The organism is Terrabacter terrigena (genome assembly GCF_042676085.1).
Classification (GTDB): Bacteria; Actinomycetota; Actinomycetes; order Actinomycetales; family Dermatophilaceae; genus Terrabacter; species Terrabacter terrigena.
The window spans coordinates 280,420-302,421 of record NZ_JBHTKH010000003.1; the positions used below are offsets into that span (position 1 = coordinate 280,420).

The 22,002-nt window shown below is 70.6% G+C and carries 14 protein-coding genes; 4 read left to right on the plus strand and 10 right to left on the minus strand.

Annotation, left to right across the window (positions count from 1 at the left end):
* Positions 1 to 164: 164 nt before the first annotated feature.
* A complete protein-coding gene (locus ACFQ2V_RS07245) occupies positions 165 to 2,471 on the minus strand; it encodes an immune inhibitor A domain-containing protein (protein WP_386051985.1) in 2,307 nt (768 codons plus the stop codon).
* 275 nt (positions 2,472 to 2,746) lie between these two features.
* On the opposite strand from ACFQ2V_RS07245, the gene panB reads away from it, so the two are divergent.
* Positions 2,747 to 3,640: a 3-methyl-2-oxobutanoate hydroxymethyltransferase gene (panB, locus tag ACFQ2V_RS07250; protein ID WP_386051986.1), complete on the plus strand. Its 894-nt coding sequence runs from the start codon at positions 2,747 to 2,749 to the stop codon at positions 3,638 to 3,640.
* 51 nt (positions 3,641 to 3,691) lie between these two features.
* On the opposite strand, the gene ACFQ2V_RS07255 is transcribed toward panB, so the two are convergent.
* Entirely contained in the window at positions 3,692 to 3,904 is a 213-nt protein-coding gene (locus ACFQ2V_RS07255; protein ID WP_386051987.1) for a methionine aminopeptidase, read from the minus strand.
* A gap of 111 nt (positions 3,905 to 4,015) precedes the next feature.
* On the opposite strand from ACFQ2V_RS07255, the gene map reads away from it, so the two are divergent.
* The 3 genes from map to ACFQ2V_RS07270 all read left to right on the plus strand — a co-directional run bounded on the left by map (position 4,016) and on the right by ACFQ2V_RS07270 (position 7,355).
* On the plus strand, positions 4,016 to 4,894 hold the full coding sequence (gene map, locus ACFQ2V_RS07260) for a type I methionyl aminopeptidase (RefSeq protein ID WP_386051988.1): 879 nt from the start codon (positions 4,016 to 4,018) through the stop codon (positions 4,892 to 4,894).
* Between the two features lie 79 nt (positions 4,895 to 4,973).
* Complete coding sequence (gene ppgK / locus ACFQ2V_RS07265) at positions 4,974 to 5,732, plus strand: polyphosphate--glucose phosphotransferase (RefSeq protein WP_386051989.1); 759 nt, start codon at positions 4,974 to 4,976, stop codon at positions 5,730 to 5,732.
* 45 nt (positions 5,733 to 5,777) lie between these two features.
* Positions 5,778 to 7,355 carry a serine/threonine-protein kinase gene (locus tag ACFQ2V_RS07270; RefSeq protein WP_386051990.1) on the plus strand — a complete coding sequence of 526 codons (1,578 nt, stop codon included), beginning with the start codon at positions 5,778 to 5,780 and terminating at the stop codon, positions 7,353 to 7,355.
* A gap of 193 nt (positions 7,356 to 7,548) precedes the next feature.
* Here the strand turns inward: ACFQ2V_RS07270 and ACFQ2V_RS07275 are convergent, their stop codons facing one another.
* The 8 genes from ACFQ2V_RS07275 to ACFQ2V_RS07310 all read right to left on the minus strand — a co-directional run bounded on the left by ACFQ2V_RS07275 (position 7,549) and on the right by ACFQ2V_RS07310 (position 21,993).
* Positions 7,549 to 13,500 carry a peroxidase family protein gene (locus ACFQ2V_RS07275; protein ID WP_386051991.1) on the minus strand — a complete coding sequence of 1,984 codons (5,952 nt, stop codon included), beginning with the start codon at positions 13,498 to 13,500 and terminating at the stop codon, positions 7,549 to 7,551.
* Between the two features lie 7 nt (positions 13,501 to 13,507).
* A complete protein-coding gene (locus ACFQ2V_RS07280; protein WP_386051992.1) occupies positions 13,508 to 14,584 on the minus strand; it encodes an AfsR/SARP family transcriptional regulator in 1,077 nt (358 codons plus the stop codon).
* Positions 14,585 to 15,073: 489 nt separating this feature from the next.
* Positions 15,074 to 16,645: a hypothetical protein gene (locus tag ACFQ2V_RS07285; protein WP_386051993.1), complete on the minus strand. Its 1,572-nt coding sequence runs from the start codon at positions 16,643 to 16,645 to the stop codon at positions 15,074 to 15,076.
* Positions 16,621 to 17,427, minus strand: coding sequence for an ABC transporter ATP-binding protein (locus tag ACFQ2V_RS07290; RefSeq protein WP_386051994.1), 807 nt, complete (start codon positions 17,425 to 17,427; stop codon positions 16,621 to 16,623). Before ACFQ2V_RS07290 ends, ACFQ2V_RS07285 begins: the two co-directional genes overlap by 25 nt.
* Positions 17,428 to 17,446: 19 nt before the next feature.
* A complete protein-coding gene (locus tag ACFQ2V_RS07295; RefSeq protein WP_386051995.1) occupies positions 17,447 to 18,100 on the minus strand; it encodes an MBL fold metallo-hydrolase in 654 nt (217 codons plus the stop codon).
* A gap of 516 nt (positions 18,101 to 18,616) precedes the next feature.
* A complete protein-coding gene (locus ACFQ2V_RS07300; protein WP_386051996.1) occupies positions 18,617 to 19,762 on the minus strand; it encodes a YihY/virulence factor BrkB family protein in 1,146 nt (381 codons plus the stop codon).
* An 81-nt stretch (positions 19,763 to 19,843) separates the two neighbouring features.
* Positions 19,844 to 20,026: a hypothetical protein gene (locus ACFQ2V_RS07305; protein WP_386051997.1), complete on the minus strand. Its 183-nt coding sequence runs from the start codon at positions 20,024 to 20,026 to the stop codon at positions 19,844 to 19,846.
* A gap of 332 nt (positions 20,027 to 20,358) precedes the next feature.
* Positions 20,359 to 21,993 carry a copper resistance CopC/CopD family protein gene (locus tag ACFQ2V_RS07310; protein ID WP_386051998.1) on the minus strand — a complete coding sequence of 545 codons (1,635 nt, stop codon included), beginning with the start codon at positions 21,991 to 21,993 and terminating at the stop codon, positions 20,359 to 20,361.
* Positions 21,994 to 22,002: the final 9 nt, after the last annotated feature.

The following is a 22,002-nucleotide window of genomic DNA, read 5'->3' on the forward strand; positions in this document are numbered from 1 at the left end:
CTGTTTCGGGCATGTGACGTGACACGGTTTGTGGACGCCCCTGCTGCCCTGTGCCGCCCGCCCGCCCTGTCCGGAGCGCCGGCGACGTGGGTGAGGGGTGACGCCGGCGGACGCAAAGGGCCCCCGGGAAAGTCCCGTGGGCCCTCGCGGTCATGACCCTGAGGTCACCGGAACTTGACCTGCACCTGCAGCTCGTTGCCGCCGTCGACGGTCTTCCTGACCGTCATGGTCGTGCCCGAGCCGGCCACCTTGGTGGATGCCCACGGGTTGGCCGACGACCAGTAGCGGTTCGGGTCGCGGTCGTCGAACGTCGCGATCGCCGGCTGCGACGGGACGGCGAGAGCCGTGCCGTTGCGGTGGAAGGTCACCGCGTCGGTGGCCTCCTGGCCGAAGGTGGCGTCCCACGGCTGCCGACGGTTGCCGAGGCGGACGCCGTCCTGGAAGGTGACCGGTGCCGGACGTGCGTCGACCGGCAGGACCTCGCCACCACCCGGGTGGTCCTTGGTGTTGTTGTCGGAGTACTCACCGTTGGCGAACCACACGAGCATGCCGTTCTGGTACGGGAACCGCTCGACCCAGTCGGGACGCGTGTTGCTGAAACCGAAGTTGTACGGGCCGGTCCTCAGCGTCGCGTCGTAGCCGCTGTAGACGCGGTTCTCGGCGTAGTACACGTCCTGGACCTGCTTGGACGTGGTGCCGCTGCTCACGGAGAAGCCCTTGGCCGTCCAGGCGCCGGTGCCCGACTCGACGTCGTCCACCGTGCCGGCGACACCGTCGACGCTCACCGAGATGTCGTCGACGAAGGCCTCGCTCGCGACACCACCGTCGGTGGCGACGCGCAGGCGGAACTGGACGCTCTGACCCTTGTAGGCCGACAGGTCCCAGCTCTTCTGGGTCCAGGCGAAGGCGCCGTCGATCGGGGCCCCTGCGTCCTTCCAGGTGGCGCCGTTGTCGGTGGACACCTCGCCGTAGAGGAAGTCGTAGCCCTTCTCGAGGTTGCCCTGGACCCACGCGTCGACCGAGGCCGACGTGGTGGCAGAGGTCAGGTCGATGGTGCGGGTCAGCGTCGAGCTGAGGTTGTCACCGAAGCCGCTCCACCACTCGGCCGCGCCGGAGTGCGGCGTGTTGCGCTTCGTGGTGACCGTGCGCTCGGGCAGCGGCACGACGAGCGCCTGGTAGTTCGTGTTGCTGGCGCGGTCGGCCGGGCCGAGCTTGACCGTCGAGTCGGTGCCGTACGGCACGACCTTGTAGTCGAGCCAGCCGAGCTGCAGCTTCTCCCACGGGCCCATGTAGCCGGGCGTCGTGCCGATGGAGTCCGTGCCGTGGTTGAGCCACGACCCTCCGCTCATGAGCGTCCAGAACGCTGTGCCGTTGTCGCCACCGTTGGTGTCGTAGAGGTCGGGCAGGCCGAGGTCGTGGCCGAACTCGTGGGCGAAGACACCGAGGCCGCCGTTCTCGGGCTCGGTGGTGTAGTCGCCGATCCACATGCCGGAGTTGCCGAGCTGCACGCCGCCGAGCAGGTTGCCTTCGGGGCCGGTCTTGCCCTGGCCGTTGGAGAAGGCGTACCAGCGGTGCGACCAGATGGCGTCGGTGCCCTGGGCGCCGCCGCCGGCCTCCTCGCCCTCACCGGCGTGGATCGCCTGGAAGTGGTCGATGTAGCCGTCGGGCTCGTTGAAGTTGCCGTCGCCGTCGTAGTCGTAGCGGTCGACCCTGTCGAACTGCGCGAGGTACGCCTTGACGTCGGCGTCGCTCTTGCCGGCCGCCTTCTGCGCGTTGTACCAGGCGGTCGCGGTGTCCCGGATGTAGTTCCAGTAGCCGTCGGCGTCGTTGTTCTTGCCGTAGCGGGCCTCGTTGTAGGGCACGGTCACCCAGTCCGACACGTCGCCCTTGGCGAGGAAGCGGCCGTTGGACTGCTTGAGGTAGAAGTCCTTGAACGACTCCCCGTCGCCGAACATCATGTCCAGGTAGTGCTGGCGGTTGAAGTCCTTGGCCCAGTACGTGGAGTTGTCGTCGGTCTTGTCGCCGTCCCAGTTGCGGTCGGGACTCGCGATGGTGTTGTGCACCGGACCGGGCGACGCGTCGAAGCCTGCCTTCGTCTGCGTGCCGAAGTCGGTGAGGATGGTGAAGATGTCCTCCTCGCGCGTCACCGGGTAGTCGATGTAGCGCGACTTGCCTGCCTTGCCGTTCCTGGCGGTCGTCTTGACCTCGATGACGCGGTTGCCACCGATGGTCTTCGTCGTCGCCTCGCCCTTGATGAGCTTGCGGACGGCGTCCTGGCGCTCCGCGGTCTTGGCGTCGGCGAGGGGGTTGGGCAGGTTGTCGTGCTGCGAGGCCTGGATGGCAGCGGGGTCTCCGCTGACCGGGGCCTTCGCCACAGGTGTGGCCTGAGCCTGCATCGGCGCGGTGAGGCCGGTGACGACGAGCGCCCCCACGGCCAACCCCGAGACAGCACTCCACTGGCGCTTGTTCAAGATCTGTCCTCCTGGTCACGGACGCCGTCCATCCGGCGCCTCCGGTATGACAACACAGACGCCGGACAATGTGGCCGCTAGCAGGACGGAAAGTGAAAAAAGTTGTGACACAAGGCAGTTCGGGGCAAAGAACGTAAATTCTTCGTAAAGAGGATTCGCCCCACCCTTCCCAAGATGCCTCTGCTTCAGATACGGACCACAGCCGCCACAGCGGTCTCAGGGGTGCTGCGTCCGGGTCACCGAGACCCCGTGGGCTCCGCCGTTATGCTCCGGCCATGAGCACTGACGCGCCCGAGGAGCAGAGTCCCTACGGTTCGGGCAGCCGCGGCCAGGAGCCGACTGCCGCATCCGGCGAGGCAGCCCCTGCACCACGACGCGTGCGCATCCCCCACCTGCAGGCGATGAAGGCGGAGGGGCGCCGCTGGGCGATGCTCACGGCATACGACATGTACGCCGCCCAGATCTTCGACGAGGCCGGCATCCCGGTCCTGCTCGTCGGCGACTCGGCCGGCAACAACGTCTACGGGTACGAGACGACGGTGCCGGTCACGCTGGACGAGATGGTCCCGCTCGTGCGCGCAGTCTCGTCGGCCGCCCGTCGCGCCCTCGTCGTCGCCGACCTGCCCTTCGGGTCCTACGGTGCCTCGGTCGAACAGGGCTTCGCGAGCGCCGTCCGGCTCATGAAGGAAGGGCTCGCCCACGCCGTCAAGCTCGAGGGCGGCACCGCGATGGTGCCCCTCGTCAAGGCCCTCACCGACGCCGGCATCCCGGTCATGGCGCACGTCGGCTTCACCCCGCAGAGCGAGCACCAGCTCGGCGGCTACCGCGTCCAGGGCCGCGGCGACGCCGCCGACGCCCTCGTCGACGAGGCCCGCGCCCTGCAGGAGGCGGGCGCCTTCGCCGTCGTGCTCGAGATGGTTCCCTCACCCGTGGCGTCGCGCGTCACCGAGGTGCTCGCCATCCCGACGATCGGCATCGGCGCCGGAAACGGCACCGACGCCCAGGTGCTCGTTTGGAGCGACTTCGCCGGCCTGCGCAGCGGCAGGGCGCCGCGCTTCGTCAAGAAGTACGCCGACCTCCGCGGCACGCTGCTCGATGCGGCCAGGGCGTATGCCGCCGACGTCGAGTCGGGCGCCTTCCCGGACGCCGAGCACTCCTTCGAGTCCTGAGACGGTCGCGCCCACCCGGTCTCGGACCGGGCGGGCGCGAGCGACCTCGGGTCAGGACGAGTCGCCACCGCCGCCCGAGCCGGCGGCACCGCGGTCGTTCCACTCGCGGTCCTCGGCGTCCCAGTCCTCGGTCTTCTTGTGGGCGGTGTCGAGGGCGGCCCGCGCCTCGGCCTCGGACGCGTACGGGCCGAGCACCTGCTCGCCGCGGCTGCGGTTCTCGTCGGTCTCGACCTGACCCGTGTCGACGTTGTACCAGAAGCTCACGAGCACACTCCTTCTCCTCGGGATCTCGTCGCGGAGCCGTGGCCGGACGAGGGGTCCGTCTCGTGGGCGCCCCTCGTGGACGCCACCCGCGGACGACCTAGACTCCACCGTATGCCGTTGCTCCACCCGCGGGTGTCCCCGCACGCCGTCAGTCCGCGCCGAGCCGTGCCGGCATCGATCGAGCGCCCCCACTACGTCGACGTGGACAACCCGCGCGAGGACGGCGACGTGCACGTCAAGGACGCCGAGCTGGTCGAGCGCATGCGGGTGGCCGGACGCATCGCCGCCAACGCGATGGTCGAGGCGTCCAGGGCGATCGCGCCCGGTGTGACCACCGACGAGCTCGACGCCGTCGCCCACGAGTACATGCTCGACCACGGCGCCTACCCCTCGCCGCTCGGCTACAAGGGCTTCCCCAAGTCCGTGTGCACGAGCGTCAACGAGGTGATCTGCCACGGCATCCCCGACGGCCGCCGCCTCGAGGACGGCGACATCGTCAACATCGACGTGACGGCATACATCGGCGGGGTGCACGGCGACACCGATGCCACCTACCTCGTCGGCGACGTCGACGAGGAGTCACGCCTGCTCGTCGAACGCACGCACGAGGCGATGATGCGGGGCATCCGCGCCGCGCGTCCGGGCCGCCAGCTCAACGTCGTCGGCCGCGTCATCGAGAGCTACGCCAAGCGCTTCGGCTACGGCGTGGTGCGCGACTTCACCGGTCACGGCATCGGGCTCGAGTTCCACTCGGGGCTCATCGTCCCGCACTACGACGCCGCGCCCCACTACGACACCGTCATCGAGCCGGGCATGACCTTCACCATCGAGCCGATGCTCAACCTCGGCACGCACGAGTGGGACATGTGGGACGACAGGTGGACCGTCGTCACCCGCGACGGCTCCCGCTCGGCCCAGTTCGAGCACACCATCCTCATCACCGACGACGGCAACGAGATCCTCACCGTGGCCGACGGCGCCCAGCCGTAGGCGCGTCCGACAAGCACGTACTCGCTCCACTCGAACCACCCCGAACGACCTCAACGTCCTCGACAAGGAAGCAGGGACCATGGCCAAGAAGGGCACGCCCCTCGGCATCGACATCGGCGGCAGCGGCATCAAGGGCGCACCCGTCGACCTCAAGAAGGGCGAGCTCGCCGGCAAGCGGCTGCGCATCGACACCCCGCAGCCGGCCACGCCCGACGCCGTGGCCGAGGTCGTCGACGAGATCGTCGACCACTTCGCCGACGTCACGGGCGACTCCCCGATCGGGGTCACGATCCCTGCCGTCGTCATCCGCGGCACCGTGCTGTCCGCCGCCAACATCGACCCGACCTGGATCGACACCGACGCCGAGGCACTCATCCAGGAGCACACCGGCCGGGCGGTCACCGTGCTCAACGACGCCGACGCCGCGGGCCTCGCCGAGCTCTACTACGGCGCCGCCAAGGGCGTGAAGGGCCTCGTCATCCTCACCACGCTCGGCACCGGCATCGGCTCGGCCCTCATCCACGACGGCCGTCTCGTGCCCAACTCCGAGCTCGGCCACCTCGAGATCGACGGCTACGACGCCGAGGACCGGGCGGCCTCCTCCCGCAAGGACATCGAGAGCCTCTCCTGGGACGAGTACGTCGAGCGGCTGCAGGTCTACTACGACACGATCGAGAAGCTCTTCTCCCCCGACCTCGTCGTCGTCGGTGGGGGCATCAGCAAGGACGGCGACGAGTTCATCCCGAAGCTGAAGATGCGCTGCCCGATCGTCGCGGCCCAGCTGCGCAACCAGGCCGGCATCATCGGCGCCGCGCACCTCGCCGTCGACCGGGCCTGACCGCCGAGCGACCGAACGAATGCGACGAGCCGGCAGGAGGGCATCGTGACGGAGCAGCCTGACCTCGTCATCGCCGGGCGCTACCGCCTGCTCGAGCGCATCGGGGCCGGTGGCATGGGCCACGTCTGGCGTGGGCGCGACGAGCGGCTGAGCCGCACCGTCGCCGTCAAGCTGCTGCACTCGCCCGTCGGCCTCTCCCAGGCGGAGGCCGACGTGGCGAGGCAGCGCGCGATGCGCGAGGCCCGCATCACCGCACGCCTCCAGCACCCCAACGCCGTCCCGGTCTTCGACGTCGTCGACCACGAGGGTCGCCCGTGCCTCGTCATGCAGTTCCTGCCCTCGCGCAGCCTGCAGGACCTGCTGGCCGAAGCGGGCACCCTTCCGGCGGAAGAGGTCGCGCGCCTCGGCAGCGAGGTCGCCGCCGGGCTCGCCGCCGCCCACGAGGCCGGCATCGTGCACCGTGACGTCAAGCCGGGAAACATCCTCGTCGGCGACGACGGCGTCGCCCGCATCACCGACTTCGGCATCTCGCACGCCCTCGGTGACGCCTCGCTGACGTCCACCGGGCTGGTGACGGGGACGCCCGCCTACCTGGCGCCCGAGGTCGCCCGCGGGGCCGCGTCCTCGTCGGCCTCCGACGTGTTCTCGCTCGGCTCGACGCTGTTCGCCGCACTCGAGGGCACGCCGCCCTTCGGCCAGGGCGACAACGCCATGGCGCTGCTGCACCGGGTCGCCTCGGGCACCGTCGCCGAACCGCGCGCGAGTGCCATCTCGCCGCTGCTGGTGCGCATGCTCAGCGCCGACCCGGCCAGGCGCCCGTCGATGCACGAGGTGGCCCGTTCGCTCGCAGACGTGGCGGCCGGACGCACGGTCGCCCTTGAGACCGCCGCGGCGCACACCCGCGTGCTGCCCGTGGCCACTGCGGCCGACGTCACGCGTCCAGACCTAGCGAGGGGTCCGCACGCGGTCACCACGTCGGGGACCGGAGGCTCGGCGCGAGAGACGTCCAGCCGCCCGCGCGCGAGGGCGGCGACTGTTCCCCCGTCCGTCGGGCGCCGTTCGCGCGCATGGCTGCTCGCCGCGCTCGTGGCCCTCGTGCTCGTGGCCGGCGCCGTCGCCTACCTGGTCTCTCTCGACGGGGGCACGGCGGGTGGCGCCGCGACACCGCCGCCGTCCGGAGCGGCCTCCTCGTCGAAGCCGTCGCCGGCGCGCACCAGCTCACCGCCGACGAAGACCGCGACAGCACCTGCGACGCGGACCGCCCCGCCCTCGAGCACGGCACCCGTCGCCCCGGCGGCCACCGCGCAGGAGCTCGAGCGGGCGATCCGCGACTACTACGCTCTGCTGCCCGCCGACCGCGACGCGGGCTGGGAGCGGCTCACGGAGCACTACCAGAAGACCACCGCAAAGGACCGCGACACCTACGACGGCTTCTGGAAGTCGGTCGACAAGGTGAGCACCCACCAGGTCCGAGGCAGCGCGCCCGACTCGGTGACGGCGACGGTCCGCTACGAGTTCGGTGACGGACGGCGCATCGACGAGGTCACCAGCTTCACCCTGGTGCGCGAGGGCGACGCCCTGCTCATCGACAGCTCGACGGTCCGGTCGAGCCGGTCCGCCTGACCCGCGGGGCCGCCCGGCCAACCGGCACACGGCACACGGCACACGGCATACCTCACGCGGCACACGGCATACGGGCCAACGGCGCCCGCGTGTCAACGCACGGCAGAGTGCCCCGGGTCCGACGTGGACCCGGGGCACGCTGTCGTGCCGTGTCAGGAAGTGGGGGCCCCGACGGGCAGGGCCCCCACCCCGCTCATCGCGCCGTCACGAGGTTGGACCTCGCGGAGGCGGCGCTGTTGCCGGCCGCGTTGACCGCCTGGACGCTGAACCGGTAGTTGCCGGCGGCCAGCGTCGGCGACGCGGTGCGGAGTGTCGACCCGACGGTGACCACGGTCGTACCCAGCACGGTGACACCGTCCGCGGCCATGCGGAGCGCCGACACCCGGTAGCCGGTGATCGGTGATCCGCCCGTGGCAGCCGGAGCCGTCCAGTTGGCGGTCGCCGTGACCGTTCCACCGGCCACCCCCGAGACTGCTGTCCCGATGGTGGGGGCGCCCGGCACGGTGCGCGGCGTCACGGTCACCGGAGCCGACAGCGCGCTCGCACCGAAGGCGTTGACCGCCTGGACCCGGAACGTGTACGCCGAGCCGTTGAGCAGTCCGGTGATCGTCCACGTGGTGGGTGCGCCCGTGGTCGTGACCGTGCCGACGACGACGCCGCCACGCACCGCCTGGATGCGGTAGCTGGTGATCACCGAGCCACCGTTGGCGGGTGCGACCCACCCGACGGTTGCCGAGGACGGTCCCGGCGTGGCCGTGACACCCGTCGGGACGCCGGGCAGACCGCGCGGGGTGACGGCGGCCGACGTGGCGACCGCGCCCGCACCCGCGGCGTTGACCGCGTTGACCGACAGCGTGTAGGCCGTGCCGTTCGTCAGACCGGTCTGCGTGCTGCTCGTGGCCGTGGGGGCGATCCCCGTGACCGTGCGCACCACGGTGGTGCCGGCCCGGACCACGACGGTGTAGCTCGTGATCGCGGCACTGCCGTTGGGCAGCGGTGCCAGCCAGCTGACCGTCGCCGACCCGGTGGTGGTCGCGCCGGAGGTGGCCGTGGCGGTCACGCTCCTGGGCGCTCCGGGCACTCCGCCGACCGGTGTGACCGTGTTCGATGCCACGGCGGTGCCGTTGCCGAACGCGTTCACGGCGTTGACGGACAGGGTGTATGCCGTCCCGTTCGTCAAGGCGGTCTGCGTGCTGGTCCTGGCCGTGGGGGCGATCCCCGTGACCGTCCGGACCACGGTGGCGCCGCTGCGGACGACGAGCGTGTAGCTCGTGACCGCCGAACCGCCGTCACTCGCGGGTGCGAGCCAGTTCACCGTCGCCTGGGCGTTGCCGGCCGTGGCCGTCACTCCCGTGGGCGCTCCCGGGAGACCACGCGGCGTGACCGCGTTGGAGGTTCCCTCGGGGCCGGTGCCGAGCGCGGTGACCGCGCTCACCGACAGGGTGTACGTGGTGCCGTTGACCAGTCCGGTGACCGTGCGGCTCGTCGCCGTGGCGGGGATGCCCGTGATGGTCTGGACCACCGTGGCACCGTCGCGCACGACCACCGTGAAGCTGGTGACCGGCGAGGCGGTGGCCGCCGGGGCCACCCACGTGACCGTGGCGGAACCGGTGGCGAAGGCACCTGCGGTCGCCGTCGCCGTGACGCTCGTCGGGGCGTTCGGCACCGTGAGCGGCACCGTCCCGTCGGAGAACTTCAGCAGCTCGATGTTGCGCAGGGTGTCGACACCGTCACTGACCTTCTGCCCGACCACGTTCGCACCGGTCTGGGTGACCCGGATGCTCGCGAGCGTCGTGCCGGAGGCGGCGACGGACGTGATGCTGTAGTTCGACAGCGGCCCGCTGAAGACGGCGGTGTCGCAGTTGACCGAGGTGGCCGTCGGAGCCGGCGCGGTGGTCGAGCAGTCCGGAGCAGCCGTGCCTGCGGTGATCTGACGGACCGCCACCAGGTTGCCCGGGTCGACGAGACCGGCGAAGACCGCCTGCTGCAGGGTCATGCCCGTGGTTCCGGGACCGAAGGTGCCGGTCTTCGCGGTGCCCTCCATGAGGTCGGTGGAACCGAGCTCGACACCGGCGGCGTTGCGGACGCTGATCCGCACCGAGAGAGCCTTGTCGCCGTCGATGATGTCGTCGGCGCCGCGTCCCTCGAGGGTGTCGTTGCCGGCGCCGCCGATGAGGATGTCGCCGTCGCCCCAGACCGGACCGGTGACCGGGCAGAACCCGGCAGCAGAGGCCGCGACCACCGGAGCTGCGTCACCCGTGAGGGCGGGCAGCAGGGGCTGGAGCCCGCTGATCCGGTTGAGGCCGGCCTGGTCCAGCACGTCGCAGCCTGCGAAGCCTGCGCCACCGATGGTGATCGGAGCCGTGCTGGTGCCGCGGATGACGTCGTTGAACGCGGAGCCGGAGTTGGCCTCTGTCTCCTGCCAACGGTCGCGGTTGACGACCACCTGGATCGGCACGCCGACGAGGTTGTTGTTGATCTCCATGTCGTCGTCCGCGCCCACGGTGTCGTACTGGTGGATGGCCCAGTCGAAGCCGGCGGCACCGGCGTTGCGGTCGATGGCCGCGTTCTGGGACATGATGTCGTCGCCACCTTCGGCGTCGTAGTCGTTCTCACCGACCTGACCGACGAAGATGTCGTTGCCCGGCGCGACCTGGCCCGGGTCGTCGAAGAACGGCGCACCGTGGTCGCCCTGGAGCAGGTCCTGCCCGGAGCCACCCTCGATCCAGTCGTCGCCACCGTCTCCGAAGACGGCGTCGGCGCCCTGGCCGGCGATGATGAAGTCGTTGCCGGGACCGGCGAACGTCTCGTTGTCGTTGGCGCCACCGTTGATGAAGTCCTGGCCGTCGCCGCCCATGAAGATGTCGTCGCCGATACCTCCGTCGAGGGCGTCGTTGCCCGGGCCACCCTTCTCGACGTCTGCACCGCTGAGGTCGGTGATGATGTCGTTCCCGTCGCCGCCGAGCGCCACGTCGTCGCCGCCGTTGCCCTCGATGATGTCGTTGCCGGCGCCACCCCAGAAGGTGTCGTTGTCGTTGCCGCCGAAGATGCGGTCGACGGCCGCGGTGCCGTTGTACACGCTCTGGCCGTTGATGCCGGGCGGGTCGACGCTGTTGAACTGGCGGTACTGGATCGTCCCGTTCGGCTGCTTCAGCAGGAGCAGGTTCTCGTCACAGTCGGGCGTGCTCGGGTCGTCCACGAGCGACCCCGCTCCGGTGATGCTGGCGGGGACGGTGGGCGTCGCCGCGCGCACCACGGTGTTCGGAGAGTTGACCGGGTTGTTGAGGAACGACATCTGGAACTTGCAGTCGGCCGTGGCGAAGGCGTCGGCCTTGAGGGTGTTCGTGCCGTCCGTGTTGCGCTGGATCATCTCGGAGAAGCTGTTGCCCTCGAGCTGGGTGCGCAGGTTCATGCCCGGCGTGCGGTTGAGGTAGTACAGCCGGTCGAAGTCCTGCAGGTTCTCCAGCGACGTCTGGAAGACGTAGTTGAAGGTGCTCCCCAGCAGGCCGCCGAAGAGGTTCGTCACCTCGGCCAGGCCGCCGACCCACAGGTCGACGCTGTCCAGACCCGTGGTCGTCACACCGCTGGCAGGCGTCGCCCAGGCACCGGTGCTGAACATGAAGTCGGCTGCGTCGGCAGGCGGAACTGCACCCGCCGGCGGGTCGACGATGAGCTTCGCTGCTGCGCGCTTGGCCGCAATGGTGGTCACGTCGTCGGCGTTGCCCGAGATGCCGTCCGGACCAGCGTCGCGGATGGTCGGGTGCGTGCCATAGGCCGCGACGAAGTTGATCAGCGACGCGGGGTGCTTGAGGTGCTGACCGAAGTCGGTCCAGCTGGTGTAGGGCGCCAGCTGTCCGTCGTTCGTCTGGGCGAAGATCTGCCGACGCACGTCGTTGAGCGGCGGGATGCCCTCGGACCGGGCACGCGTCATGTTGATCGACGGCAGGTCGAGCGGGAGCCCGAGCAGGTTGTTGCGCAGGGTCTCGGTGACGAACTCGTCGAGCTCGTTGCCGACCTGGTCCGCCGAGCCCATCACGATCTGCCCCGCAGCCTGCTGCGGTGTCAGCGTGCCCGTGATGCCCTGGCCCCCGCCGTTGTAGTACTCGGGTGGGTTGAGGAAGGCCGTCAGCAGCGGGACGGTGTTGTCCGCGCCCGTGACCACGTTCGTGCGCGCCACGTCGTCGTCGAGCATCGAGTGCCCGAAGCGGTAGACGGCGTGAGCGAACTCGGCCGGGATGGCGGCGTTGATGTCCGGGTTGTACACGTGGAACGGTCGGATCAGCGGCTGCATCTTGCGAGCGAACTCCTCGAACACCAGGTGCTGGTACTCCATCTCGGTGACGAAACGGGCGGCCTGGAAGAGGCGCTCGCCGTTCCAGCCGGCCGGGTTCTGCGCGACGGCGAGCTTCCACTCGGCGAGCGCCGCGACGCCAGCCGGCGACGTGTCGTTCGTCAGGGTGTTCTTGATGTCGTCGACGAGCCGGTCGTGCTCCGAGTGGAAGATCTGGTGGATGGCGCTGAGCGCGATGTTCTCGTTGCAGCGACCGTCACCACAGGCGAAGTGCATGTCGAGCATCTCGTCGTCGTAGGTGCCGGCCGGCTGGTGCGCGAAGTCGGCCGAGGGCACGGCGTCGGCGTCCGGGGTCGGACGGACTCCGGTCCGCGGGTCGGGGCTCGGGTCGGCGTTGTGCGCGATGTCCGTCAGGAACGGCGTGTCGAAGTGGACCACGTTCGCCGGGACCGGGACCGGAGCGGCGGTGTTGCCCTCGACCAGACCGGTGGCCGTGACGTACTGCGGCAGGCCGCGGGCAGGGCCCGGGATGAACTTGCCGTAAGGGTCGGTGGCCAGCATCGGGATGTTGGTCACGTCGGCGTCGGTGAGCAGCAGGCCGAGCCTGGTTGCCGCCTGGATCTTGACCGCCTTCCACGTGCCGATGCCGTCGCGTCCGTCGGGCGAGCCGGCGTACTGCGCACCGGCCGGCAGTCCGCCGAGGAGCTTGCCGGTCGAGACGGGGCGACCCAGCGAGTTGAGCACGTACTCGCGCAGGAAGACCTGGTGTGAGGCGTGCGAGGTGTAGGTCTGGCTCTGGTCGACCCACGGGGAGTCGGTGTTGTTCGCGTCCTGGATGTCGTCGGCCGTGCCGAGGATCTTGTCCGGACCGGGCTGGTTCTGGCCACGCGTGAGCACCATGAAGGCCTGGCTCGCGGGCACCTCGTCACCGGTGCCGGCCTTGCCGTCCGGGCCGAGGGTGCGCAGCGGGTCGTCGGCCCGCAGCGGCACGAACACGGTCCCGCCGCTCTTGACCGTCTGGTCGACGCCGTGGTCGAAGAACTGGCCGAAGAAGGTGAACAGCGAGTTGTACGGCGGCGAGAGGCCGACGTCCGTCGTCACGTTGGGGATGAACAGGGTCTTGTGCGACGGCGTGCAGCCTGCGGGCACGCCGACGACCCCGGCTGCGGGGTCGGGGTCGGTGGTGCACGGGACGACGCCCGTGTTGCCCTGCGTGCGCACCGGGAAGCCGGCCGCCTGCACGGCTGCCGGGTTGGTGGACGTCTGGTCGACGATGAGGTTGCTGATGACGCGTGGCTGCGAGTCGATGACGACGTTGTTCGCGAGCTTCTGCGCATAGCTCGTCGGTCCGGGAGGCCCAACGGGTAGGGCCGGTGTGATCGGCTCCGCAGCACGGAACCTTGGCGTCGTCAGCCGCGGGAACGGCTGGTCGGCCGTGGCGAAGGTCTCGCGCCCCGGGAACAGGTTGTTGCACGAGCCGTCGACCGTTCGCAGGCCGTAGGCCGAGAGCCGGTCGGGGATCTGGTCGGGGCCGGGTCCCACGAGGGTTCCGCAGGGGTTGGCCGGGGTGAGCGTGGCCGCGTGCCGCTCGGCGATCTTGATCTGCTTGAGGATGAACGCCAGGTCGGACGGTGTCACCGTGAAGCCCTGACCGACGGGGGCCACCGCCGCGTTCGCCATGAGCGAGGCAGAGGGAGCGAGCATGGCCATGGGCAGCGCGATGGCTGCACCCGCGGCGACGCGACGGAAGCGCGTGGCAACCGTGGGATGCCACGCCGCGCCGACATGTCGGCGCGCTCCCCAGAGGAACCGCGTCTTCGGCGCTCCGGGTGATTTGCCAGTGATCCAGTTCATGGCATCCCTATCTCGTGAGAACTGCTGTTTGGAGTCGTGAGCTGCTGATGGAGGACGCCGGTCGGCGCCCACCGGAGATCGGCCGGACGCGCGAGGAGGCGTCCGGCGAGGCGACGGCGTGAGAGCGCGAGAGCCCGCGGAGCAGCGCGTCGATGTTGCGACGCGCCTCCTCGACCGAGGGGCCGACCCCGTGGAGAGGGGTCGGCAGACCGGCGGCGACGGCCGTCGGTTCGCCGGAGACCGTGACGTAGAGGCGGATGACCGACTCGATGAGCTGGGCGAGGTCCGGAGCGGATTCTGACGGGCCCCCCAGCAGCCGCGTGTAGATCCCCTGCAGCCGCGGGCCCGGTTGGCAGCCGAGCTCGCGAGCGAGCTGCCGGCGGCACTCCTCGTAGGACCGCAGGGCGTCGGCGTGCCGCCCCTGGACCTCCGCGCTGCGCAGCAGGGCCCACCAGGCGCCCTCGTCGAGCGGGTCGTGGTCGATCGCCGCGCGCGCCCAGACCGCGGCGTCGGCAGGGGCGACGTCCACGACCTTCTCGGCGGCGGCGACGAGCCAGGAGCGCACCTGACGGCCGTGCCTCCACCGGGCGTCCTCCAGCCAGGCCGCGTCGCCCTCTCCCGGAAGGAAGGGGCGGAGCAGCTCGGAGAAGGACGACCGCAGCTGGAGGACCGCCGCCTCGGAGTCGACCCGCGACAGTGCGTGCTCGACGAGGCGACGGTGACGGTGCAGGTCGAGGTCCACGACGTCGGCGTCGAGGCGGTAGCAGCCCGAGCCGGTCTCGATCGGGCTCCAACGCGGGGCGCCGGCCGGCCGCAGCCGCTTGCGCAGCTGGCAGACGTAGGTCTCCAGCGTGGCGCCGCAAGCGGACCGGCGCTCGCCGGGCCACAGCATCGAGATCAGCTCGTCCTTGGGAACGGGCACACCGTCGGCGAAGAGCAGCGCGAGGAGCAGGTGGCGCACCTTGGTGCCGCCGATGTCCCGAGGACCCATGTCCCGGTCGTCCACGCGCACGCTCACGCCGCCGAGCACCTGGACGGCGATCGGTTCGCGCACGTCGATCACGCCGCTCACAACTGCGCTCATCGGCCCTCCCCGCCCATGTCGCCCGGACGACGTCCGGTTCCCTCGGGGGGCCGAGCCGGTCGACCCTCCCGAGGGCCTCGGGTGGCGCGCGAGGCGCCACCGAGCTCTCGACGGGCGACGTTCGGAGCGATGCGCCGGGTGCGGTGACCACGGTGCTGCGCACCGTCAGACCATCTGCGCCTGACGCCTTTGGGCGTTCCTGGAGGAACGGCATGGCATGACCCATCACCGCGCGCCTACGTGTCCCCCACGGCTGCTTGCGGTCTGGGTGTCGCCCCCGCGACTCGTTCCCCCAGGGAGCCCAAGGCCCCTCTGTCCCCCGTTACCTACCTTGCTGTTGTCTGCTCTGCAGTGTGCTCTCAGTCGCATCACAGGCGACGTAAAACAAGAAAATTGCTTCGCGTGAGGGGCACCGGATCGATTGCGACAGAGGACAATTCGGGCACCACGTGACAACTCGCCCAGCGCTATCCCCGCCCTGGACGGAGATCAGGTGCGACGCAGCGACGACAGCAGCTCCGGCGCCCGCCGGTCGTAGATGCGAGCACCCAGTCGGGTCCCGGTGACGGCGGCGGCGATCCCCACGACGGCACCGACGACGGCCGCACCCCACGTGGCCCAGGATGACCCGCCCCAGGCGGACAGGGCGAGCAGCAGGACCGGCGACGACAGCAGCACCGTCCCGACACTCGCGAGCGACTGCGCCCCCATGGCGATGCCGGCAGCACCGGGTGGCGTGCCGAACGGGCTGGCGCCCGGTTCGGGCACGGGATACGGCAGCACGACGCTCATCACCGCCGAGACGGCGAGCCCGGTGCCGAGCAGCGCGGCGGACACTCCGATTGCCGCCGGCGCGAGCGTCCAGCGGCCGGTGACGGCGACACCGACCAGCGTGTAGACAGGCACGAGCAGCAGGGCGAGGAGCACGTCGGGAACGGCCCGCCCGCGACGGTCGTCGGCTCCGCTCGTTCCTGCCACGACGTGGAGCCACAGCGCGTCGGAGTCGTAGGAAACGGCGTTGTGGCCGCTGCACCCGATCAGAAACGCGAGGAGGGGGCCCATGAGCAGGGGCGGCCACGTCTGGTCGGTCGTGAAGAAGGGGATGAGCAGCGCCAACGGCAGCACCGGCGTCATCGCCATCGCGGTCTGGTAGCGAGGATCGCGTCTCCAGTAGGTGAGCACCCGCGCCGCGACGGCGCCCGTCGGGCTGTCCGGGAGGCGCACGAGCAGCCCCAGGTCGTCACCCGCCGACGTCGCGGAGTCGGTGCGCGAGACCGCACGTGGGTTCTCGACCTGCGTTCGCAGCACACGTGACCAGAGCGCCGACACGGCGGCGAGCAGCACGACGGCGAGAGCGAGTCGCACTGCACCGGTGAGCGGTCGGCCTTCAGCCACGTCGCCCGGTGCCGCCCAGGCCCAGCCGAGAGGCGACCAGGCGACCACCCGCGCCGCCGAACGGGCGGCCGGCCCGAGGCCGCCACCCAGGTTGGCCACGATCGTGATCGCGGGAGCGACGAGGCCGAAGAGGACGAGGCCGAGCACGGCGACGACGTCACGCCCACGACGGCTCGAGAGGGCGTTGGTGAGCAGCGCGCAGACCCACCGGCTCGTCGTGACGGCGGTCAGGAGGCCGACCGCGGTCGAGACCAGGGCGACGAGCGTCGAGCCGACCGTCTGGGACCAGGCGAAGACGACTCCCGACGCCAGCACCATGGAGGCGAAGGACGGCAGACCCACGAGCGCTGCGACGACCAGGCCGACGGCGAGGTCACGGTGCGGCACGGAGTAGGTGGCGAACCGACCGGGGTCGAGCGTCGGGTCGGAGCCGAACGAGAACAGCGGAAGCACGGTCCACAGCACGATGCCCGCGGCTCCGGCGAGCGGGATGACGACCCGCGCCGCCTCGAGCGAGCTGCGGAAGGACGCGATGATCACCGTCAGGCCCACGACGAGGAACGAGAAGTACACGATGCCCACGACGGCGCCGATCGCCTGCGCCCGACTCCGCCGGAAGATGTTGCGCAGCAACGCCAGCTTCAGTCGGACGAGGTGCGCAACCACGACAGTCCCACCACTTCGGTCGAGCCGCCCACGAGGTCGACGAACCGTTCCTCGAGCGACTGGCGCCCGCGCACGGCGTCGAGCTCACCCGTCTCGAGGACGACCCCGTCGGAGATGACCGCGACATGAGTGCAGGTGCGCTCGACGAGGTCCATGACGTGGCTGGACAGCACGACTGTGCCACCGGACTCGACGTAGCCCGAGAGGATCCGCCGGATCGTGGCCGCGGAGATCGGGTCGACGGCCTCGAACGGCTCGTCCAGGACCAACACCCTGGGGCCGTGGACGAGCGCCGAGGCGAGCGTCACCTTCTTGGTCATGCCCGCGGAGTAGTCGACGACGAGCTTGCCCTGCGCGTCCGCCAGCCCGAGGGCGGCGACGAGCTCCGCGGCGCGCTCGGACGCGAGCTCACGTGGCAGGCCACGGAGCAGGCCGGCATACGTGATGAGCTGGAGGCCGGTGAGGCGGTCGAAGACCTTGAGCCCGTCGGGCAGCACGCCGAGCAGTCGCTTGGCGGCGACCGGGTCGGCCCAGACGTCTCGCCCGAGCACGAACGCCTGCCCCGCGTCGGGCCGCAGCAGGCCTGTGACCATCGACAGCGTCGTCGTCTTGCCCGCCCCGTTCGGACCGACGAGCCCGAAGAAGGAGCCACGCGGCACGTCGAGGTCGATGCCCTTCACCGCGACGAGGTCGCCGAAGCGCTTTCCGAGACCACGTGCAGCAATGGCGGGACCATCCATCGGGCTGCCTTGCGGCGCAGGCAGATCCGTCGCGTCACTCATGCAGTCCCCGAATGTGGAGTCAGAACGTCGCGGACTCTGCGTCGCGGAGCGGGGTGTACGTGAGACCGTCGACACCCGCGAACTGCTCGATGTGGCCGGAGTACATCCGGTGCCCGACGTCGCTGAGCAGCGCGTCGTGGATGGGGATGAAGACCTTCGGCGCGATGCGCCCGACGAAGGCGATCGAGTCGCGGCTGGCCGCCCACGGGGCGCTCAGCGGGTGGGCGAGCACGTCGACGTCGCCCGGCTCGCCGTCGTAGGCGTCACCGGGGTGGAACAGGGAGGGCTCGCCATCGGCCCGGAGGACGACGCCGATGTTGGGGATGCGTGGCATGTCGGGGTGGTTGAACGCGTGCAGCTGGCCCACCGGGCTCACTCGCACGTCGCCGATCGCGAAGTCCTCCCCCTGGCGCGACGGGACCGCCTCGAGACCCTCTTCGCGCAGCTTCTCCGCCGTGAGGGGATCGGTGTGGACGGTGGCCGAGGGGTTCGCGCGCACGAGAGCCGCCGCGCGCGCCGGGTCGAAGTGGTCGGCGTGGTTGTGCGTCACGAGGATCGCGTCGAGACCGGTGAGCTGCTCGAAGCCGGTCGAGAAGCTGCCCGGGTCGACCAGGATGCGCCGGTCGGCGAGCTCGACGAGAAGACAGGCATGTCCGAGATGAGTCACGCGCATGTGACCACCTAACCACGCACCGCGGGAGTCGCGGCGGCCATGTTCTCGTGGCGCTCGCGGGTCAGGGCAGCGCTGCGCGCGAGGGCTGCCGCCGCACGGCTCGGTCTGTCACGGGGGCGCCACCGATGCCAGAGGCGACGCGGATGCCGCTGTCACCACAGCCAGCAGACCCACGACGACGAGCAGTGCGAGCCCCAGCACCCTTGGGCCACGGTGCAGCCCGGCCTCACCCGTCGGAAGCCGGATGGTTGCGATGTGTCCCGTCGAGCGGCGGGCAGACCGCGGCGCGGCGGTCGCGTCGACCCACCCGTCCCACGCGTGAGGTGCGCGTGAGACGTCGTCTGAGCTCGGCCGCCGGCCACGTCCAGCACGGCAGGCGCGGTGCGGGACTCGGCACTCCGCAAACGTGGTCTGACATCGCCTGGTCCTCCAGTCGGCCCCCGTCCGGAGAACGACGCATGCGCGGCGGGGGTTACGCGCGAGCATCCCGGGGTACGCGGCCACCGTGGGCGGTGGTCAGTGCGGTCGTCGTTCGGCGGCCGCGGCCAGCGCCTCCTTGTCGACGTCCGACATCGCGCGGGTGTCGCGGGGCTCCGCGAAGGGCTCGAGGTCCTCCGGCACACCTGCCGCGATGGCGCGCCCGCGGTCGAGCTCGGCGTTGACCTCGGCGCCGAGCAGGATCGCGATGTTCGTGAGCCACAGCCAGACGAGGAAGACGACGACGCCGGCCAGCGAGCCGTACGTCTTGTTGTAGGACGAGAAGTAGGCGACGTAGACCGCGAAGAGGCCCGAGACGGCGAGCCAGATCAGCACCGCGATGATGCCACCCGGGCTCACCCACTTGACGCCACCCTGGCGGGCGTTGGGGCTGGCCCAGAAGAGGACCGCGAACAGCACGGACACGAGGAGCAGCAGCACCGGCCACTTGAGGATGTTCCAGAGCATCAGTCCCGTGTCGCCGGCGCCGACGAGCTGGCCGATCTGCCGGGCCACCGGGCCGCTCACGATGACGATGACGGCACTCACCACCATCACGACGACGGCGAAGACCGTCACTCCCATGCGGATGGGGATGGTCTTCCAGATCGGGCGCCCTTCGGGGATGTCGTAGATGACGTTGGAGGCGCGCATGAACGCGGACACGTAGCCCGACGCGGACCACAGGGCGACAAGGAGGCCGAAGACGGCTCCGAGCCCGGCGCTGGTCCGGTTGGCCTGGGCCTGTCCGATGAGCGTGCGGACGAACTCGGCGCTGGACCCCGGCGCCACGGCCTGCACCTGGTCGATCACCTGCGTGGTCGCGTCCTTGCCGAGCAGGCCGAGCGCGGCGACGAGGACGACGAGGGCAGGCGCGATGGAGAGGAGGCCGTAGTAGGTCAGCGAGGCGGCGAGGTCGGTGAGGTTGTCACGCTTGAACTCGCGCCGGGCGCGCTTGACGACCCCGATCAACGACGGCTTGGACAGGTCGGTCGGCGACTCGGGTTCCTGGGGCGTCGACTCCGGTCGCGAGTCTGCTCCCGGATGGGTGTGCGGATGGGTGTGCGGATCGGTCCGCCGATCGGTGTTCGGGTCGGTGTTCGGGTCGGTGTTCGGGTCGGCCCGCGACTCCGGATCGCTGGGAGGGGTGTGCTCGCGGCTGTCGCCGCTGGGGGTCGGTGACATACAGATGGCGTACCCCCTCGGTCGCCCGGCTCACCGTCCCGGGGCTACCCAGGTCACGGCCGGGGCGTCACCCGCGAGGGGTCACTGGCAGCGCCACATGCCCGAGGAGCGGCCCGTCTGGTTCGCCCTGTGACGCCGGCTGCGCACGGGGGCGACCACGCTCGTGTCACAGGCCTCGGTCAGCCGGGCGATCATCGCTGCACGCTCACTACCGGTCATCACCGTCACCGCGGTGTCTTCGTCAACCAGCGTCGGTGTGCTCATGCGGGTCTCCTGCTCAGGTCGGCCGGCGCGGGGGCTCACCGGTGCTGGTGCAAGGTGTACCAGCCGAAATCGGGCAATAGGTCGCGAATGCCCGAATTAGTGCAAGAAAGTCCAAAGAAATGTGCAAGTGAGCCGGTTGGTGTTTGGGCGAAATCCCGGTCGGGGCGCCGAGGGCGTGGCACCGTTGTCCTTGTGCCTCCGCGCTTGCAACGGGCGTGAGGACCACCGGATGAGGGCGCTGCGGGCAGCGACCGCGCCCCTGCGGTGGAGGTGGGCGCTGCCGACTCCAGGGGCAGGGAGTCGGCAGCGCTGCCCCACCGGACGCGGCTGGCTCAGGGCGCGATCTCGACGTCCCCCGCTGCGACCACCGCCCTGAGGTCCTGTCCTTCGACCATGAGCGTGGCCCTCCACGTGCCACTGAGCGGGAAGCTGTAGCGCGCCTCCCAGAACTCGTTCCTCTCGACGAGCGGGACCGGGATCGCGCCTACGCCCCTCGTCGGGTTGCCCAACGTGAGCGCGACGCGCGCGACCGCGGCAGGTGCCCCCGTGCTGGTCGTCACGAGCACGCGCAGCGTGCTGCCACGGGTCGTAGCGGGCAGGACCGCGAGGACGGCTGCCCGGCCGTCTCCGAGAGAGATCCTGACCTGTCGGTTGGCGTCGACCGTGGCTGCCGGATCGGCTGGTCGAGTCGTGACTGCTGAAGCGACCGTTGGTGGGGGTGTCGTCGTGCCGAGCAGGGACGTGACGCCAAGGACGCAGACGGTCAGCAGCGCCTCGGCCCGGACCGAGCGCAGCGGCGACTCGCTGCGTCCCACCCGACTGCGCGACACCGCAGCGGCCGTCAGAGCGGTCGCGACGAGAGCCAGCTTGCCGAGCAGCAGCAGCCCGTAGCGCGTGAGGAAGAGCTGCTCGACGGCGTTCACGTGCTGGAGCGTGTTGAGCAGGCCCGTCGCGACCACGGCCAGCACGGAGATCATCGCGAGCCGCGAGAAGTCGAGCAGGGCACGCCGCTCGACAGAGCGTCCCACGATGACGAGGACCGCCAGCCCACCTACCCAGACCGCGGCGGTCATGGCGTGCACGGCTACCACCGCGAGGTCGAGGGGAGAACCCGAGGAAGCTCCATGGCCCGATGCCGCGATCGTCACGGCGACGCCGGCGACGGCGAGCGGAACGAGACGCCGCCGGGGCCCGCCCGTGATCGCCGGCAGCCGCCATGCCAGGGCTGCGAGAACGCCATAGAGGGCGAGTCTCCACAACGTCGCCAGCCCGAACGACGTGTCCAGGGTGTCCCGCACCAGCTGCGGGTCGACCGCATCGACGAGAGGACGCCCGGCCGCATACGGGCCCTGGACGAGCAAGCTGGCCAGCGCGAAGCCCCCACCCCCGACCATCCCGGAGCGCGCCAGGCGTTGCAGGGCCGGGTCGTTCCTCGCGCCCGCGGCGCACCACAGCAGGAACGCGGCGACACCCGCAAAGGCGGCCAACGACAGGTAGCCGCCCAGACGCGCGACCACCACGTATGCCGGAGCGGTCGAGGACCGGCCCGACGAAGCGGCGCCCGCGGCGTCAGGGAGCGCCGACGGGGCGGTCCCGATGCCGAAGGTGAAGGCGCCGTCGACGGGGTGGCCGTCCGAGGAGACCACGCGCCACGTCACGACGTAGGCGCCCTTGCCCAGGCTCGACGGCATCGGCCACGTGACCGTGTGCCCCGTCGCCACGGGCTGCGATGTCGAGACCGTGCGGCCTGCGCCGTCGAGGAGGCGTAGGCCGCCGTCGACGAGGTCCACCGACTCGGTGAAGGTCAGCTGGATCGACGGAGGGGGCGCCTCGAGACGGGTCCCGTTGGCGGGTGTGCTGCTGACGAGCTCCGCGTGGGCCCAGGCCGGGGTCGCGAGCACGATGCCTGAGAAGGCCAGCGCGAGGGTTGCCAGGACGAGGCGCACCAGACGTCGTGAGGTTTGCATGGCAGGGCA